Source organism: Lysobacter silvisoli (genome assembly GCF_003382365.1).
GTDB classification, from domain to species: Bacteria; Pseudomonadota; Gammaproteobacteria; order Xanthomonadales; family Xanthomonadaceae; genus Lysobacter; species Lysobacter silvisoli.
Genome location: NZ_QTSU01000001.1, coordinates 481,013 through 499,557 on the forward strand (window position 1 = coordinate 481,013; position 18,545 = coordinate 499,557).

The 18,545-nt window shown below is 62.8% G+C and carries 12 protein-coding genes; 7 read left to right on the top strand and 5 right to left on the bottom strand.

Features of this window, described 5'->3' with window-relative positions; all coding sequences use genetic code 11:
• Window positions 1–113: 113 nt before the first annotated feature.
• From DX914_RS02270 to DX914_RS02275, 4 genes are all read left to right on the top strand, one after another.
• The gene (locus DX914_RS02270) at window positions 114–1,349 is read left to right on the top strand and encodes a site-specific integrase (RefSeq protein ID WP_158549173.1); all 1,236 of its coding nucleotides are present in this window, start codon (window positions 114–116) and stop codon (window positions 1,347–1,349) included.
• Window positions 1,350–1,472: 123 nt separating this feature from the next.
• On the top strand, window positions 1,473–1,718 hold the full coding sequence (locus DX914_RS19885) for a hypothetical protein (RefSeq protein ID WP_147300566.1): 246 nt from the start codon (window positions 1,473–1,475) through the stop codon (window positions 1,716–1,718).
• Window positions 1,715–2,101: a hypothetical protein gene (locus DX914_RS19890; RefSeq protein ID WP_147300567.1), complete on the top strand. Its 387-nt coding sequence runs from the start codon at window positions 1,715–1,717 to the stop codon at window positions 2,099–2,101. The genes DX914_RS19885 and DX914_RS19890 overlap by 4 nt, the downstream gene beginning before the upstream one ends.
• The gene (locus tag DX914_RS02275; protein WP_115857439.1) at window positions 2,098–3,381 is read left to right on the top strand and encodes an AAA family ATPase; all 1,284 of its coding nucleotides are present in this window, start codon (window positions 2,098–2,100) and stop codon (window positions 3,379–3,381) included. The genes DX914_RS19890 and DX914_RS02275 overlap by 4 nt, the downstream gene beginning before the upstream one ends.
• A 169-nt stretch (window positions 3,382–3,550) precedes the next feature.
• On the opposite strand, the gene DX914_RS19895 is transcribed toward DX914_RS02275, so the two are convergent.
• The 3 genes from DX914_RS19895 to DX914_RS02285 form a co-directional block, all read right to left on the bottom strand.
• Window positions 3,551–3,937, bottom strand: coding sequence for a hypothetical protein (locus DX914_RS19895; protein WP_147300568.1), 387 nt, complete (start codon window positions 3,935–3,937; stop codon window positions 3,551–3,553).
• A 386-nt stretch (window positions 3,938–4,323) separates the two neighbouring features.
• Window positions 4,324–4,557, bottom strand: a complete 234-nt coding sequence (locus DX914_RS02280) for a hypothetical protein (RefSeq protein WP_115857440.1) — start codon at window positions 4,555–4,557, stop codon at window positions 4,324–4,326.
• Window positions 4,558–5,319: 762 nt separating this feature from the next.
• Window positions 5,320–6,291 (bottom strand): hypothetical protein, encoded by a 972-nt coding sequence (locus tag DX914_RS02285; RefSeq protein WP_115857441.1) that lies wholly within the window; start codon window positions 6,289–6,291, stop codon window positions 5,320–5,322.
• Between the two features lie 271 nt (window positions 6,292–6,562).
• On the opposite strand from DX914_RS02285, the gene DX914_RS02290 reads away from it, so the two are divergent.
• Window positions 6,563–11,209, top strand: coding sequence for a hypothetical protein (locus DX914_RS02290; protein ID WP_115857442.1), 4,647 nt, complete (start codon window positions 6,563–6,565; stop codon window positions 11,207–11,209).
• Window positions 11,210–11,280: 71 nt separating this feature from the next.
• On the opposite strand, the gene DX914_RS02295 is transcribed toward DX914_RS02290, so the two are convergent.
• Window positions 11,281–12,036 (bottom strand): hypothetical protein, encoded by a 756-nt coding sequence (locus DX914_RS02295; protein ID WP_147300569.1) that lies wholly within the window; start codon window positions 12,034–12,036, stop codon window positions 11,281–11,283.
• Window positions 12,037–12,072: 36 nt separating this feature from the next.
• The gene (locus DX914_RS02300; RefSeq protein ID WP_115857444.1) at window positions 12,073–15,123 is read right to left on the bottom strand and encodes a RelA/SpoT domain-containing protein; all 3,051 of its coding nucleotides are present in this window, start codon (window positions 15,121–15,123) and stop codon (window positions 12,073–12,075) included.
• Between the two features lie 414 nt (window positions 15,124–15,537).
• Between DX914_RS02300 and DX914_RS02305 the strand changes: the two genes are divergently transcribed.
• Window positions 15,538–16,014, top strand: a complete 477-nt coding sequence (locus DX914_RS02305; RefSeq protein ID WP_115857445.1) for a hypothetical protein — start codon at window positions 15,538–15,540, stop codon at window positions 16,012–16,014.
• A gap of 16 nt (window positions 16,015–16,030) precedes the next feature.
• Entirely contained in the window at window positions 16,031–18,469 is a 2,439-nt protein-coding gene (locus DX914_RS02310; RefSeq protein ID WP_115857446.1) for an SEC-C metal-binding domain-containing protein, read from the top strand.
• The last annotated feature ends 76 nt before the right edge of the window (window positions 18,470–18,545 follow it).

Genomic DNA, 18,545 nt, shown 5'->3' on the forward strand with positions numbered 1-18,545 from the left:
GCCCTTTCGGATCAATGATTTTACACTTAACGCATTGATTTAACGGATCTCTATGTTTCGCGATACTTCGCGATATCATGGCATTTGCTGTTACTGTGCAGTTACGGATGCCGATGAAGCTCCAGAAGAAGCTTTCGCCCGCCATCGTCGAAGCGTCTAGGCCAGAAACCGAGCCCTACCGGATATGGGACACGTCGGTTCCTCAGTTGTTCCTGCGCGTCCAGCCATCCGGGGTGAAGTCCTGGAACGTTCAATGGACCCGCACCAGCAGCAAGTCGCTGGGCAAATGGCCTGGGGTGACGGTCGAGTCCGCACGGGTGAAGGCAAAAGCCTTGCTAGTGGAAACTGACCAACATGGCGCGCCGCTGGCGGTGCTGGACGCCAAAAAGCCGAGGATGTACACGCTCAAGGGATTCATCGAGCAGGAGTTCCAGCCCTGGGCGTCAGCAAACCGGAAATGGGGCGATGGCGCCGCTGACCGAATCCTGGCGGTCTTCGAGGAGTTCCACGACAAGCCATTGGCCGAGTTGAACGCCTGGATCATTGAGAAGTGGCGATCGAGGCGCATCAAGGCAGGCGTCAGCCCCAACACCTGCAATCGCGACCTGGCGACGTTGAAATCAGCGATGAAGCGCGCACTAGCGTGGGGCCTGATCGAGGCCGACCCATTGGGGGCGGTGAAGCAAGCTAAGGTGGACAGCACGCGTGTCCGATACCTGACAGCGGATGAGGAAAAGCGGTTGCGTGGGGCGCTGGCCGGTCGGGACGAAGCGGCCCGCGAATCTAGGGCTCGGAACAACGCATGGCGTAAGGAGCGCGGCCAAGAGCCGCTGCCGGCGCTCGGCGCCCATGACTTCGGCGACCACCTGTCGCCAGCGGTCGTACTGTCGCTCAATACCGGCTTGCGCCGTGGCGAGCTGACCTCCCTTGAGTGGTCAGACATTGACTTCCACGCCAAGGTCCTGACGGTGCGAGCCGCTGCCGCCAAGTCGGGCGCTATGCGTCGAATTCCGCTCAATGAGGAGGCAGTGAACACCTTGAAGCAGTGGCGGAAGCAAGCAGGCGAACAAGGGCGCATCTTCCCGTTCCGCGACTTTAAGACCGCATGGGGAGCCCTCCTGGAGGAAGCAAAGGTCACTGACTTCCGCTGGCACGATCTCCGTCACCATTTCGCCAGCAGACTGGCTCAGGCAGGCGTCAACTTGAACGCCATCCGCGATCTGATGGGGCACGCGGACCTGAAGATGACCCTTCGCTATTCGCACCTGTCGCCCGACAACCTAGCGGCTGCCGTTGCTGTACTGGGTGCTGCTCGAACGAAAGGGGCTGCACGACGCAAGAGCGTTTAAACGCCGCGGACCATACGCTAGAGCGACCGTTCGACCGGAAATTCCTGCAATGGAGTGCTGGAGTGTCCATGTCGAAACTGACCCCGTCGCAAATATCGCGACGTATCGCAAGGGTCTACACGCATGCAGCGTATCGAACCACTCAAGTTGTCCCTGCGGGACATCGCCGACGCAACTGGTGAAAGTCTCGCGCTGATCCACGATGCCATCAATGCCGGTCACCTGGATACTTTCCTGGTCGGTCGTCGGCGCTTCGCACGCCCAGCCGCTGTCGCGGCCTGGGTCGATTTCCTGGAGCATCGCAGCAAGGCAGGGAAGCCGGTTTCCTATCGGGCGCGTGCTGGCGCGCGCATGGGGGCGACTGCATGAAGCCAGTGCATCTAACCACCGGAATGGCAAGCGGATCTAGGGAGGGTGGCCTGCAAGAATCCGGCACCTTCAATCTCGCCGCTACGACTCAGTTTCGAGGATATTCAGGCCTGACATCGCAACGATTCCCCGGTAAGCGACGAGCGATCTTGCACGCCTGTGATCGAGCAGCCTCGCTGCGCGCAGTAGAGGATTTTGTCCATGCAGGAATGTTTGTTCGGCATGTTACCGGCACCTACGGTCCCCTGACCCGCGAAGCGATCGCGAACGAAGCACTAACGTATGCGCGGCTTTCGCCGGCAAGGAAGGAAGTGCGGCCGATTGATGTTGCGGCGATCATGGCGCACATAGATGAACTGGTCCGGGAGAAGTACGCCGCATGAGCGCAGCATCGACAGCGCAAGTTCGAGACCCTGCCGACAGTTGCAATGCATGGATTACGGCGTTCGCGCGTTCCGCTGCGATCCGTGAAGCTGGACTGTACGAAGCATACGAGGCTGCCGAAGCCGCTCGTGACCTTGAAGCCTGCGACCGTATGGCGGCCCAGGTGGGGCACCCGCATGACCCTCCATTGGCCGTCAGCGAGGCTCGGGCCGATTCATTTGCCTTCGCGGGTGTCGGCGAACAGCTCGCTGCCGGTATTAAGCCGATTCAATGGCTGGTCCGCAATTACGTCGAAGCGGGCTCTCTGGCGCTAATGTTCGGTGATCCCGGTTGCGGCAAGTCGTTTGCGGCGATCGATCTGGCGTGCTGCATAGCGACGGGTACGCCATGGCACGGCAACAGGACGACGCCAGGCGCGGTGTTCTACATCGCTGGCGAGGGCCAGAATGGCTTGATGCGCCGATTCGCGGCCTGGTCGCAGCACTGCGGCATACCACTATCCGGTGCGCCCCTGTTCGTCGGCCAACGTCCCGCCCAGCTTTGCGACGCCATCGCAGCTGCGGAGGTCGCGCATGCCGTCGAACAGATGCATGAGGCGAGGGGACACAAGCCCGCTCTGATAATCGTCGACACGCTTGCGCGTAACTTCGGAGGGGACGAGAACAGCCAGGAAGATATGGTCGCGTTCATTGCGAACTTGGATCTCTTCCTACGGAAGAGCGGCGAATCGGGGGCAACTGTCCTGGTAGTCCATCACTCCGGGCATGCCGATAAGTCGCGTGGTCGTGGCAGCTCCGCGCTGAAGGGTGCGGTAGACGCCGAGTATTCATTGACGAAGGACGACGCCGGTATCGTCCGCATGGAGGCGACCAAGATGAAGGACGCTGAGCAGCCCATGCCAGTGGCATTCAAGCTCGAAACGGTGGAGCTTGACGGCGTGGTGGATGACGAGGGCCAGCCGGTTACAAGTTCTGTCCTGTGGAGTGTGGCGCATACGCCGCCCGCCAGGGCCGGCAAGGTTGGGCGTGGTCGCAACCAGACGCTTGCGCTGTCGATCCTGGACGACCTCATCGACGAGCATCGCGCCAGGTTGACGGGCACAGGCCACAGCCCCGACGGTGCTCGCGTGAAGGTCGACGAATGGAGGGATCGGGTCATCGCGACTGGCATCGACCGGAAGCGCTTCTATGACCTGCGCAATACCCTGAAGGATGCCGGGCGGATCGTCATCGAGTTCGGGGGCTACGTACGCCCGATTGGCGACGAAAGTCCGCTTTGACGTCCGGTTTGCGCCCGGAATGCGTCCGGTTTGTTCGGCTTGGCCGTGTCCGCTTTGTCCGGTTTGCCTATAGGCAACCGGACGGACGGACGCAAAACGGACGGAGGCATCAACGCGGCTTCGGCTTGAATGAATTGTTATCGCTCTGCGCGATGATAAAGAACGATGGCTAGCACCGGGAGCCAACCTTGTGGATGTTCCAGCCGAGCCGGGCGATGACATGCTCAGCGAGGCGGTCCTCGTTATCGTGATACCTTCGAGGAGGTTCAATTTCGGACAGCTCGTCAATGAGTTCATTGACCTTCCCTGCAAAGCTGTCTTCCTCTGGCTCATATAGCTCTAGACGATGATCCCAGGTTAGCTCCCAATTGCCTTTGATATGCGACAACTGACGGAGTGCAAGCGCGTCGAGAAGGTCGCTATGGCGAAAGAAATCTTGTAAGTTCGGCATGGCACCTACTGAGGTAACGCCTGAACGTTCCGAGCCGCGAAGCGGCTTCGGCTTGAATGAATTGTTAGGCCGCGTGCTACGCCAATGCAAAAGCGTGACGGTCATGGACTGCACGTGCGACATTTGGCGCTGAACGAGCCATCAGCACGTCCGCCTTTGGTGCGAGCGTAATCATGCAGCTCGTGGATGCTGGGGGCGCAGATCTTGATGTAATCCCGTCCAGTGAACCCCTCGGGCTGCGCCATCCGGGTGTACGTGCGGATCTTGTAGCAAGTGGCACGGTGTAGTACGAGGTAATTGCGCGAGCGAACACGGCGGCGATTGAGAACGTAGCCGTCCGGGTGCTCCTGGAGCCATGCGAGATAAGGAGCATCGGTGTCGTCAAAGACTTTTGTCATTGGCATCGCTCCCAGACGGCCAAACGCCTGAATTAAGCCGACCCGCGAAGCGGGTTCGGCTTGAATGGATTGTTAGGCGCCGTCCACGGGAGCTCACCAGTTGGTGTTGACAAGGACGTTCCCCTGCGAGTCCTTCTGTACGACTGAGTTGGAAACTCGAAACCCTCTAACGGCCGTATGCTCAGTGTGCTCGACGGTGCCCACAACGTTTCCGGCTGAGTCCAGGACGGAATAGTTGGTGATGTCCGTCTCCCCCATAAAGCCTTTGGATTGGGAGTTCTCATGCCTGAGCGTTTCGCCAGGCGCGAGCTTCAGCTTGTCTTTCATGGGTATCACTCCGTAATGCCGGTGTAGGCGCCTAACTACCTGATAGACGGACACGTGGGTCCGGTTACACATCCAGCGCCACGCCCCATCCAATGGGCGTAACTCTTGATCGAGACCGAGATTACGGAACCTAGCTCCGGCTAACAACCCGCATGACCAAACCTAGTTGATGCCTGCGCTTGCTGGGTCCTTCCGAATGGGGGTGGGCCTGCGGGGGCGCCGACACCGCTTCATTTACGTTGTGCGTGCCATCCGAAAACGACTTTGTTGTTTCTGTGTCAAATGGCGGAAGCAGAGAGAGCCAAACTCGGCTCCGCAGGCGCGACCGACAAGTCTTGCTCTATTGTGAGCGGCTGCTTTCCGACAAAGCGGTCGCTTGTCAGTCGAGTCACTCGGCCATCGCTCCGCCAAGCAGGCCTCGCTGTTAGGTCCAATCTCTCTCCTAGGAGCGGGGCTGAAAGGCCGGCACGTCAGGCCGCTGCGTCGTCGTCCAGTGGCACCACGATGCGCGTCATCAACCCGAACGGATGGAAATCTTCGACCAGTCGACAGGAAGGACCTGCCCATCGAGCTGAAGGTGGTGGTGCCCCTTGACCAGGTTTCTTGGCAGCTCGTCCACGGCCATCGCGATGCGTCGGCCGCGTTCGGATCGGGATTGAGGGCCATTCCCGTGCGCACCATCTGCGTGGAGCGATCAGAAACCGGCGACGAAGCCAATCCGGTTGAGTTTTGGTCAAGGTCGCGAGTGCGGCGCCTGCACCTTTACGCCTCGCTGATGAGCGCAAACTGCGAGATGCCGAATTGCTCCTCGAGCTGGTCGCCGAACGCCATCCACTCCGCCATGTAGTCCCACTCCCTCTCGGGCTCCTCCTTCAGGTCACCCCGGTCGCGGTCATCACGGGGTTCCTCCTTCAGTTCCCCGCGGTCGCGGTCATCACCGGCCTCCACTCTCAACCCGACGACGTTGCGCAACTCGGCCAGCAGTTCATCAGAACGGCCGGCGGCGGGGGCTCGATCGAGTTTCGTCGATTCCGCCAAGGTCGCAATCCAGCCCGACAGGCTTCGTCTCTGTCTGTCCACCAGGCGCGGCGAGTGAAAACACACCTCGCCGCCCGTCGGGTCAAAGCTATACGAATGGCTGGCTGAGGCGACGATGTCGTGCGGTGGAATGCTCACGTGCCCTTCGAGCCAGGGAATGTCGGAAAAAGTGGCGGGTGCGGTGCCATGAATCACCACTTTCTGATTCGAATAGGGGCCATTGAGCCAGTAGAACGGCCACCCTAACAAGCCGTGCATGTGAGTGTGGGCCACGTATTCCTTGGAGCTCAGAAACAGCGGACACACGTAGGCTGCGTCGCCGATCCCCCGCTTTAGCAGCCGCGAGCGCATCCGGTAGAGGACGTTGTGCTGCAACTTATGAACAGGAACGCTGGAGTTAGCTTTCTTCCTGAGATTGAAGTGCAGGCTGCCGGTCGTGCATCCAAGTCCCAGGTCGGCTCGGTCGAGCGAAATCTTGCCGGTCGGCGTCGAGCGAGTGGGACGTTTGAATTGCATGTAGAACGGCGCGATCTTCGCCGACCCCGGAATCTTCGCATCCGCCCCGAACAGGTTCTCGAAGTTTGACGAGAACGGCACGATCTGCACCTTGAAGACTGGAAAGCTCATGATCGTGAGCTGCGTGGTGACAAGGGCCATCACCAGTTCTTCGGTGTAATTCGCCGCGCCGTTCGCCATTGTGTTCTCCTCCGAGTCGACGGCCCCAGCGGGACTCGCGTCGCTCAGTGTCCATTATGAGTGGATCGCGGGCGGGCCACCGGTGCCCGAAGCACCACCGACTCAAAATTGGTTTTACACCGCGCGTGGCATGCGAGTTCCTGCTCGCGGGAGCGTCGCGCCGAATGCGCTAACATGGCCTAGAGGAACGGGGCACCCAAGCAACGCATCCACGGCCTGCCGCTGACGAACGTCAGCGACGGACTGTCCTTGTGGCGTGTAGGAGACCGCAATGGCGTCGATCGACCCGAAGGACATAGATCGTCTCAAGGTCCTGGTGCAGGCCATTGAGCCGGCTACCAAACTGGAAAATCTAGTCGCGGGGCTGATCGGCGACTTGATCGGCACCAGCGTGGCGGTGGCGAAATCCGGGTTCCAGCACGGCGCAGACGCCGGCACGGCGGGGCGCCAGGGCCGCTTCCTGCGCGTGGAATGCAAGCGCTACCGGGATACGACCAGCTTGGATGACCGCCAGTTGCTCGGCGAGATGGACCACGCTTTTGCCCATGATCCTGCGTTAGAGCTGTGGATACTGGCCGCATCGCGTGAAGTGCCCGAGCAGTTGGAAAAGGACCTGACTGCCAAGGGCGAAGGGCAAGGCGTGCCCGTGTTGATCCTGGATTGGAAATCGCACGAGACCGCGTCGTTGGCGGTGCTGTTGGCATCGCAACCAGCCTTGGTCGAGACCTTCATCAACAAGGAGGCCGGCGAGATCGCAGCGCGTTTGCAGCCAGCCGTGGGCCCACGTATAGAGCAACTGCGCCGCGAGTTCGCAGGCTGGCAGATTGGCACGACGATGTTGCGGCGCCGGTCGTGGGAACGGCTCGGCGAGGTGTGGCTGAACCCCCGTCAGTCCCGGGCGCATTTTGGCCAGGTGGTGTCGGGCGGGGCCTTGCCCCTCATCCATCGCACGCCCCTGCTGCAGAAGCTGGACGCCTGGTGGGCCGCGCCACCCAAGCCCGCTTCGCCGGTGTGCGTGAATGGCATGATGGGCGTGGGCAAGACTTGGGTTGTGGTCGACTGGCTGATGCAGCGTAAGGACGCCTTGCCCAGCGTGTTGCTGGTGCCGGCTTCGGCATTGCCGGGGCCCGGCAATGCGCTGGGCTCGGTGTACGGGGTCAAGCGCTTTCTCGCTGAGCGCTTGTTTGACCTGGCGCAGGTGCGGGACGTCGATCATTGGCGCGCGCGTCTAGAGCGCATGCTGCAACGGCCGGAAGCGGAGGGTTGCGCGCTGGTGGTGGTCTTCGATGGGATGAGCCAGCAACCCACGGTCGAATGGAACACGCTGATGAACGTGCTGCAGGCCGACGAGTTCCGCGGCCGCATCCGCGTGGTGGCGACCACGCGCTCGCATCATTTCGACAACCAGCTGCGCCGATTGAGGGGGCTGGAGGAGCGTGCCGTCCCCGTCGAGGTCGACGTCTACGACGCACAGCCGGGCGGCGAGTTCGACCAGATGTTGGCGCTCCACGGACTAATCCGCAACGACCTGCATCCGGAATTGCACGCATTGGCGCGCAATCCACGCCTGTTCGACTTGGTCATCCGCTTCCGTGAACGACTGGTCGACGGCGGTACGGTGACCCTACATCGGTTGCTGTGGGAGTACGGCCGCGACACCGCCGGCGAATCGCTCAATCGAGAATTCTCCGCCGCTGAGTGGGAGGAATGGTTGCAAGCCGCCGCCAAGCGACTGCGCGATGGCATCCAGACCTACACCACGCAGGAGCTTAGCGACCTGACGGCGCGACCGTACCTTGACCGCGACGCGATCTACCAGCGCCTTAGCGAAATCATCGACACGCCATTCGTGAGGGCTCGTGCTGATCGCACGTTGGAGCTGTCACCTGAGTTTGTCGCCCACGCGCTAGGCGCTACGGCGGTGTCTTTCCTGGCGTCGGCCGAACACGCCGATCGCGGCCAGCTCGAGGCCATGCTCGTCGAGTGGCTCGACCCCATAGCTGGCTTGGACCAGCGCGCCGAGATCCTGCGGGCGGCCGTGGCCATTGCGCTGGAATCCGGACCGCCGCGGCCCCTGTTGGGAGTCTTGGTGGCCGCATGGCTGCAAACGCAGAACCTGGGGGAAACGCACGTGCGCGACGCGCACCTGCTGGCGGCGGAAATACCGGAGGCCTTGCTCGACACTATCGAGCTGTCGAACCGGCACACGCATGCGTGGAGTCAGCACCACGCCGTCAGCGCGCTTCGCGGTGTGGATCGAGGCAATGCGCGGGTCAGGAAGCAAGTACTGGCCCGCGCGGCGGATTGGTTGCGCGTGATATCGCGCGACCTCGACCCTCGGGCCAAACCCGAACCCGAAGCCGAGCGGCACCGACACGAACGATTGATGTCGCGCGTGGGCGTGGACGCTTCGGGCGAACAGATGATTTTGGGCGAAAGCATGCAACTGGTGGATCGCGACGACACCTTGTGGGCCGAACACGTGCCGGCGCTGCTAGAAGGTTACCCGCTGATCGATGCCGTGCCGCTTTTGCAGATCGCGGCCGTCGCCGCTTCGGTCGCTTTCAACCATTCGGCCTGGAACCAGTTGCGCTGGGCGTGCCTGCTCAATCCAATCGATCCGGAGGCGTTGGCCACAGCGGTCCGCACGGCGGCGGCGGAGATGCAAACTCGCGTGCCCGAACCGGGACGCAATCCGAGCTTGCCGGCGCGCGCGGCCCAGCTTTTGCTGCACATTCCTGGTCATCGACACGACGACGAGGCCGCGGCAGCGCTCAAGGTCCAGTTGGGCAAGACCTACGACTACGACACACACTACCTGGCCAATCCGGTGCACAGCCTGTTCGCGCTCGAACGCCGGCACGCGATGGATGCGTTGAACGACACGTCACTAAGCCTTCGAAATCGCGTCCAGCGCTGCGGTGACATGTGGCTGGATCCAACCTTTGAGGCCCCAGTGGCCGTGCGCCAGGAGGTGGTGGAGGCGGTCAATGAAATCGACGTCAATCAGCTCTATACGGGGCGTAACGTCACCCGCGAGGACAACGACTTCGATGCGCTCCAGGCCGTGCTCGCGCGTTGCGCGCCCCGCGAGCTCGCAGCACTGCGCCGGCGATTGGTGCGCACGCCAGTCACCGAGAAAGACCGAGCCGCGCGGGCGTGGCAAATTAATCGAGCCTTGGTGCTCTACGGACCGACGGAGGCGGCTGGAGCTCGCCAAGCCCGCCTGCAGGGACGCGAAATCCGCGAGGGCGATGAAATACTGGCGGCCTCCGAGCTTCTCCTGCCCGAGCTTGTCGGCAAGGATGCTCTAGCCCAGGCCGTGACGGTCGTCGAGGCGGATATGGCGCACATTCCGATCTCGATCACTGACGCCATAGAACCGTTGACCGTCGAACAAGCTGATCAGCTGATTCGACAGTTCCAGGGGGGCACGTCCAAACAGCAGCGTGACGTGCTCGTTCTGCTGATCACATCGCCGCCTGTGCTGAGCGATTTCGCTTGGTCGTGGGTCACGGCGTACACCGCGTCGGAGGACGAAATAGACCGTCGTCTGGCGTACATGGCGCTGGTCGCGTCGGATCCGATGCGACTGGGCCTCGAGCTCAATCAGCAGGGCTGGCGGTTCACTGCGGGAGCGGACACCTTCTTGGCACATGCGGCCTCCGGCGCGCTCTTCACTGCCACGACGGCCCTGCCATTTGAGCAGGTCGCAGCGCGGCTGGCGCCGTGGCGACTGCTGGAGGCCGTACGCCATCGCGGCGGAGACCCCTCCGAGATACGCCTAGCGGCGGAATTGCTTGATGCAATCCTTGTAAGCGGACCTGCGCAAGCACTGGACGTCGGGGCGCGGCTAACAGTTCGTAGAGACACCAACTCCACCTCACCCACTCGGTACTCGGTCAATCCTCATCCGCCGGCCGATTCGGATTCGGCCGAAGCCCTGCGCCAAGCCTTCGATACTGAGGCCCAGATGGCGGCCATCGACCGGGCCGGCGAGGTGGCGGATGCGCGAATTCGCAAGGCCCGGCAGGAAGGCGCGAGCCTGTTCTTGGAGTTCGTGGCGCAAGCGGACGGCCTCGCGTTGTGCCGTTATGTCCCCGAAGTTGTGGAGCGCTGGGTCGCCGGCCATGAGGAGCTGAGCCCGGATTTTGTACGCCGCGTAGTGCAGGCCGAAGGCCTATTCCTTGCCATCTGCGAGGCGCTGCTGGTTACCGCGCCGGCGCAAGGCGTGAGCTTATGGCAGGCTCTGCGGCGCTCGTTTCGCACGCGTATCGAGGGTCCGGCGAAGTTGCCGGAGTTGCTGCACCTGCTGTTCCGCGCCTCGGACTCGCCACAGGTCATGCAGGCGCGCGATGATTTGCTGTCGTTGACCTCGACCAACACCGATGCCGATCTGTACGAGGTCGCGCTCGTCGCCGCGCTCAACGGGCGAAGCGACTGGCTGGAGGCGCGCATCGCGAGCGATGCGGCGTCATACCTGCCATGGCGCCAGCAGCGTGCCGCCACGCTGGCGGGTTTTCGGGTCGGCAACACGCTGCCCGTCGCCGGCGCGTGGCCGGAAAGTCCGTCGACGTCGTGGGCGGAGGATGTGGCGCGTCGTTCGTCGCGACTGCAGTTCCTGGAGGCCTGTGCGCGCCACTGGTGGAAGGAGTATTGGCGCCGCGAGGATCTCGACCAGGCTTACGCAGCATGGGTGCTGTTCTGCCAATGCGCCGACCGGCGAGCGGTAGCTTGGATGGCGTCGGAGGCCGAGCGCTCAACGAACAGCGACGCGTTGAAGACGGCGAAGCTGCGCCATTGGCGCGCCAACCGACTGGGATGGAAACACGGAGCCGACAAGAGCAGCCTCAGCCTCCAGCGCAACTTCCTGTGGCGAACCACCGACGACAAGGTCTGGCCCTGGCGTGCAAGCTGACCGGAGGCGGAGTCGGATCGCGCGATATGGGCGTCAGAGTTGGCTGGGGAAGGCGGCGAACTAAGCGGCCTTCAGGGAGTTCCGAATAGCCGCTCGACGTCCTGACGCTCGGCGTGCGAGTACACGCGCCCCAAGTACTTGCCCGAGAAATCCATTGCGCCGACCAGGAAACGCTTCGCGGTTCCGCTACCGAGCGGCGTGGTCGTGTCCAGATATACGCAGAACGCGAAACCCGACTGCACCGCGAGCATGCCCATCTCCTCGAGCACGGCCCGCAGTGCCGTCACATCCGAGAACGGCCCCATGTGCGCATCCATGCCCTTGGGGCGCAACAGGGCGAAGCCGGCAGCTGTCGGGTGGCCGGCAAGCGTGGAGAACTTCTTGTAGATCTCTTCGCGCTTGCTACGGCCCTTGCCCGTGTGATCATCGAGCGCCTTGCGCACTGCGGCAGGCGAGAAGTCGCGTTTAAGCGTCCGTGCGTCCGCGTTGTACCAGCGTGCGACCTGGGACCGGTCGATCTTAAAGTAGTGGACCAGATTCGAGGTCTCGATGATGTCGCGCAACAGCGCGGCCGCCGGTTGGTAGTAGCCAGTCGCCGTTAGCTTCCACGCAGTGGCGAACAGATTGAACACCCGCAGGCCCAAGTGACTGATGGTCCTTTCATCGTCGGTCGACGTGTACGTCTTTCGCAGGACGTCGATCAGGTCCATGACCCGTTCGGTGATGTCCAGGTGATCCGCCAGGTCGGGCGATGCGTCCACCAGTTCAAGCGTGCGCGTCCACAGCACTTCCTCGCCTGTGTGCAGGAGCAGCAGATTCTCGGGCACTGGTGACATCGTTCGATGGGTCCTTGGCGTGAAAGGCTAGGCGGTGCCGGGCTTGGTCGGCGTGTCGCTGCCGGCCGGACCTAGTGGATCCTCACCGTACTGCATGCGGCGACTTGCAAGCATGGTTTGTGTGCGACGCGACTCGATTGCAATGCGCTGCTCGAGATCGTGGATGGCCACCTTGGCGAAGTTCCGCACCTGCTCACGCGGGTCTGTCAGCCAAGGCTCGAGCCGCGCCTTCTTCGCTGCCAGCGCTTTGACCCGTCCGTCAAATCCCACGGTCATGCCTTCGTGAGCGATTACGCTGTGGACGCGATCCATCACGTCCTCGTCGTCCGCCCATAGCGCCACGACACATCTGACCAGCTCGAAGGCGGCCTCTTGCTCGTCGATCGCACCCAGTACGTCCAATGCGAACAGGACGTCGTCGCGCTGGTCGCTCGCGAGCAGCGCTTCGAGCGAGGCGCGCAATCCCGGCGGGAAGTCCTCAAACACGGCTTCGAGCAGGCGCTCGACGCTGTGGTCCAGCGACTGCTCATCGGCCTCGAACCAAAGTCGGCTGGCCCCTAGCACCGCCTCCGGGACGGTCCGCAGTACCTTCGTCGTCTCGTGCAATTCGTAGGGGATCGCGACGAACCCGGGAACCGCGTCCGCCCGGGCCGCTGCCAGACGCCGATCGATCAGGTCCAGTGCCAACAGCGGGCGGTCCTTGCACACCGCTGCAACCACGTAATCGCCATGGGCGTCCAGCTCGGGGTGGGGAACGAGCCACTCCAGCACCTGCTGCGCGGCGCTGTCATCGAGGGCTTGAAGCACCTCGCTGTGATACCACCAGAAGCCACCGCCCGCCGTGCTCCACGAGTTGTCGTTGTGCTCGACGAGATAGGCGAGGGCCTCGAGCAGGACGGATTGGTGAAACGAGGGCGCGGCGCGCTCGCCTGAAAAATGACGTTCGCAGGCATGTCCCACGTTCTTCAGTGCCTCGTGGTCGGCATGCGCGATGCTGCTGGCCAACACCGCCCGGAACAGCTCCTCGGGCACGTCGGGGGCGACGATCAACAGGCGCGATACCTCCCGGAGCGACTCACCCCGCTCCAACCACTCGGCGATCCGGCGAAGGGTGTCGGGGCCGAGCGGGGACTGCAGCAGGCCGGCGAGCGACCAAAACAAGAAGCGACGCAGCCGACCATCGAACCGGTCCAGGTGCGCCAGCGTTGGTGCCGGCAGCTTCCTGGCCAGGGCCTGGAGAAACGGCCCGAACTTCATGAAGGTCGCCGCGTCAGTGGATTCGGTTTGCGCAAACAGTGTGAGCCGCGCAAGCCACTCCGGGTAGTTCTGCGCATCGATCTGGGCCAGCAACGCATCAGCCTGTTCGGCGCGAAACCGCTCGATGACCTCGTGACCGAAGTCCTGATCTTCCCAGCTGGGGGGGAAGACCGAGTCAAACCCGACCAGCACCTTGTAGGCCGACAGGTCGGGCACGGTCGCGAGGGCGCCGCGGAAGCGGGTGGTCGCCATTGCGAGCTCACCGGTCAGGCGCACGAGTTCCGGGTCGTCGGCCAGTTCCGGTCGCACCGCGCGGAACCGATTGAAATAGCGATGGACGCGCTGCTCCAGAACCCGCGCTTGCTCAAGGCTGGCTCCACCCACAATACCGGTGAAAAAGTCGATCACCCAAACGGCGTTGGCGATTAGGATCCTGGACAGCTCGCGCGTCGGCGCCGCCCCGTACGGCGGCCGGACGGCATGACCCATCGCCGCCACGATGCGGTTGCGCTCGCTGTCATCCTGGGCACTAGCGTATAGGCGTTCGAGTTGATGCAGAGCATGGTTGCGAATGCTCGCGAGGCCGGCCGACCCGGGAAGCGTGCCTCGGTTCAACGCGACGGCGTTCGAGGAAAAAGTGGAGCTAGTCGCCTCGAGCTCTAGGATCGATTCCAGGACCTCCGCAAGCAATGGCAGCTCCCGCCTCAGGGTATCCGTGTCGAGCGCCGCCACCGCCTCCACGACCAGGCGCTGCACTGCCGGGCCGTACGCGTTCCACATCGTTAGCTCCGGCTTGGCGATCGCCTGCGCCAACTCGGTGCCAGGCTTGCGCTCGGCCGACGACGTGGCCAAGCGATGCAATCGGCGGGCCACAGCAAGCATCTGTGGCACATCCAGATAGCGATACGGTCGAAGGACTCGGCCGATCAACCCGGCGATGTCTTCGAAGTTCTTGCCGGCCAAGGCGCCGAAGGGCGTGTCGATGGAGACCGTCGGAGCGGCTTCCGCCTGCTCGGCCGCCGCCGAAAGCACCGCCATGACCTCGGCGATGACCGACTCGGGCTCGTCATAGAGCGAAAGCACATGCTCGCCGAAACTCTCGATTGCCTCGTACCGCGCGTTGTTGTCGACTGCCTGAGAGATCGCTGCCAGCGCGCCGCGGTCGAGCAAGGCCTTGCCATGCATGAGGCGGTCAAAATCCACGATCACCTTGTCGAACTCGTAGCCCGCCGGGACCAGATACTTGGTCGCGATGCCGCGCAACCGTTGCTTGATCGAGTCGAGCGCCTGCTTGCCGAAATGAGGCGTCTGCGGCGGCTTCTTGTAGATGATGTCGTGCTCGAGCTCTGCCCATGCATGGTTGAGGATGGTTTGCAGCTGGATCTCGCAGCGCATGCCGGCGTAGCGAGCGTACTCGGGCAACGCCAGCCGATCCGCCTTAAGCGTGACCACGTAGTGGTTGGCGGTGTACATGCCGCTTGCGGCCTCCGGTTCCAGACTCGGCTGGTGTATGCGCCGCTCGATGACCTCGAAGTTGTCCTCCACCAGCCCTGAGGCGAGCAGCTTCTCGATGTCGCCGTTGGTGTAGAAGATCGCGCGGCAACCGGCGAGATCTTTGATCTTCTGGTCGATGTCATCGGCATCGGCTTGCCCGCGCTCGAGCAGCTTTGTCCGCAGCGAGACCGGGTCCTTTGCCCGGGCGCGAACCACCTGCAAGCGGTAGCCGCCGGCATGCTCGATCGCGGCGGCAAGCACGGCTGCAACGGTCTGGGCGAAGGCGTCGTAGAGCGGTTGCTTGCGGTCGTAGTCGTCGATGTGCATGAAAGAAGTTACAAGGGATCGAGGGTGGGTAGCGCGCTGGCGAAGGCCTGGTGCCGTCCTGACAGAACCTGTCGCCAGCCATGGTCCGCAGCAGCTGCGATGGGGCAGCCTTCGTGCCGGTGGTCAAACGGATGAATGCCGCAGTGGATGGGCGAATTCAAGCCTTCGCTTAGACGCGATTGTGCCCCCTCGGCAGGGCCGCCGGCCCCGGCGGGCCGGTCCGCTCCTTGGCAGCGGCCCGGCCGCTATCGACCCAGAGTGGACCTCGGCGCATCGTAAGGGCTCGGAAATTTTGGGACTCGCCTCTAGTCTGTAGGGGGGGGGCAGGCCCCATTATTCCAGCGCAAAGACCAAATCCAGAATACGGTGTTTTACGTCGACGCAAGCCCCGACGTATCTGATGGAGTGAATCCAATGAAAGCGAGCGTGCCCGAGACGTTGGAGCAGCTGGCGGCGGCCGTTCTCGAGCTCTTCGGCGACGCCAACCTTGCCTATGCCGATCCTGGGGAGCCCCATGTGGTGTCCGAGCTCTTCGCCCTCCTGCGCGTGCGATTTCCGGACCATACGGTGAGCAACGAATACGACCGCCGTGAGAAAGAAATCAAAATGCTCGGCAAGTCGAAGATCATTCCTGATCTGATCGTGCACAACGTGGGTCATCAGGCCAACAACCTGCTAGTGGTCGAGGTCAAACTGGACGGCAACTATGACTACGAGCGCGATATTCGGAAGCTGCGCGGCATGACCGAGAAAGAGAGCGGATACGGCTATGCCGCCGGCGTGCATTTGGTACTCAGCGTGCCTCGACGTCGGATCAGGCGCGGGCACGTCTACATCGATGGCGCCCTCGATCCGGAATTGACGCAGTGGTTCGAGGCGAAGTTCGCTTGACGCCGAAGGTGCGCCGATGACCGCAGGCGAGGGGCCGCGACAGAAGCTATCGCGGGAGAACTACTACGTGCCCGAGTGGTACCAGCGCGGCTTCCGCTTGGACGGCGCCGACGCCTGGCTCCTCAACATTTCGCCCCCGCGCCTGCGCCCAGACGGCAGCCCGATCCTTGTTGCACCGCGGCCAAGACCGCCCAAGGCCTGCTTCTGGGAAAAGGACCTGTACGTCACGCGCTTTGGCGAGAAATTCAACGATCAAGTCGAGACCGTGCTGTTCCAGGACATCGACGACTTTGGGGCTACAGCCGTGCGGGCCTTCATCGGCGGCGACCCGATCGCCGTCCACGACCAGTACCGGCCGATGCTGGCGTACCTGGGGGCGCAGACGCTACGTACCCCCAAGGGCCTGGACTGGATCCGGAGCCGCTATCCGGCCCTGTCCCAGATCGAGTTGCTGGTCGAGATGCAGCACTTGCGACATATGTTCGGCACCTTGTGGGCCGAGTCTGTGCACGAGGTCGTCTCTGCGGAAGATTCATCGGTGAAGTTCCTGCTGACCGATCAACCGGTCACCACCTTCAACGCCGCGCTGCCGGTGGACGCCGCCCCGCTGGCTTACCCCGACGACGCGCCGGTGACCTGGAATGGCACACAGACGCTGTTTGCACTGGATCAAAACCACCTGTTGATCCTCACCCACGTGCACTACGCCAAGAACCCGGGCGCCGTCGAGCCGACCGCGAAGCGGACCAATGCACGTTTTTTCGGCAACACCTTGATGCGCACGGATGCATTGATCCGAAGCCGACGCTTTGACTCGGACGCGGTGATCGCGATTAATACCTGGCTCAAGTCCCGCGCCCGGCGCTATATTGCTGCCGGCAAGCCCGAGTGGCTCTACCCCGAGCTCGACCAACCGATCGACCGGACTAGTCTGGCGCAGCTGCTGCGACCGCCAGAAGAAGGCCTATGGCGCTTCGGCGGCGAAATCCACATCGGTTACAAGGACGGCACCTTCGGCTATCGCGATCCCTATGGCCGCACCTCGCGCGAACACGAGTTCGTAGCCAAACCGCTGTCCACCAAGTCCCCAGCGCCGGGCGACCCGTGCCCCTGCGGCCGCGGCGACACCTTTGCGCAGTGCTGCGAGCCATTGCCGCCCTGGCAAAGGCCACCCTGGGACGTGTGGAGCGTTCGCGAGCGCAACGAAGGCTTCCTTCGCGCCATCTACGGCGTGCTGGACATCAAGGACGAAAGCGCCTGGGATCGGATTCAGCGCACGCTCTCGGACGAGCAGGTGGCTCGACTGCATCGCATCTCCCAGAGCTTGTGGCCGCCTGACACGGACTTGACGGCGCTGTTGCCCCGCCCCGGGGATGGCCGTCTGCGGGCGGTGTACATGGGCCCGTCGGATGTGCGGTCTGCCGGTAAGAGCTTCATCAGCCTGGTGCCGCTGTTCGACCAGATCTGGGTCATGGACCCCTTCATCGCCGCGCGAAACCTGCGCCCCGAGTACAGCCCCGTCACCACGCCCGGACCGCACAAGCAGCAGTTGCTCAAGAACGTAATGTTCTGGCTGATGCTCGAACCGCTGATTCGGGCAGGGAAGGTCGTGGTGTTTCCAGACCCGGGTGACATCAGCCCGGAATTCCAGCACGCCATGCGTGAAATGGCGCTGGAACGCACTGCGAATTGGCACCCCAAGCCGCAGGATTTCGTCGAGTTCCGCGGCTTTTCAACGGAGGATATGAAACGCTCGCTATTGCAGCTGCCGGACGACGTGCTGCGGCCGATCTTCAAGCGTGCGACCCCCGACAAGTCCGATGCCTTCATCCAGCAAGCCATCGACCACATGCGATGTGATGCGGAGCGCGATCCCCTAGCATTGTTGCAGCTGCTTCCCGATGCGACGCTGCTCAACCAGACGTTTGCGCTACGGTCGGTGAACCTGGAGGTCGCGGTGTTCATTGCCCAGTCCCTCGGCGCCGTCATCGTGACCAACGTGCGCGCGCTGTGGGAACACCTGCATTTGCACACCCGTGCGGCCGCTACCCTCGGCGAAGCGCCGTCTACGGACGCCGGGATGCACATGAAGGGCGCGATGAATCCGTTTGACAGCCTCGAAGTCGCCGCTTCGCCAACGGCCGAGGCAGCCCGAGTCGCCTTGCGACACCTGCTAACCGCCGCGGGGGATCGTCGAGACACCGCAAAGGCGCTGGCCGCCTTGGGCACTCGCTTGGCGGCGCTAATGGGCGACGGAAAGGCCCTGCATAACCCGGACGCAACTCTGACCTTGGCTGTGACAGCGTCGATGCCGATCAGCGGGTTCGAAACGCCGACGGCGCAGCGACTGATCGTAGGGTTTGGCCGTGGAGAACCGCCCGCGTCTCTTGGCCTAGTCCTGTTCTGCAAGGCCGATTTCGACGACGTGGACAAAGCTGAAGAGTATGACGACTAGCGTCCTCGATAGGCCTGACTACATTGGGGTTGATGTTCGACCGCATCATCGGCTTGGTGGACGCCAGAATCGAACA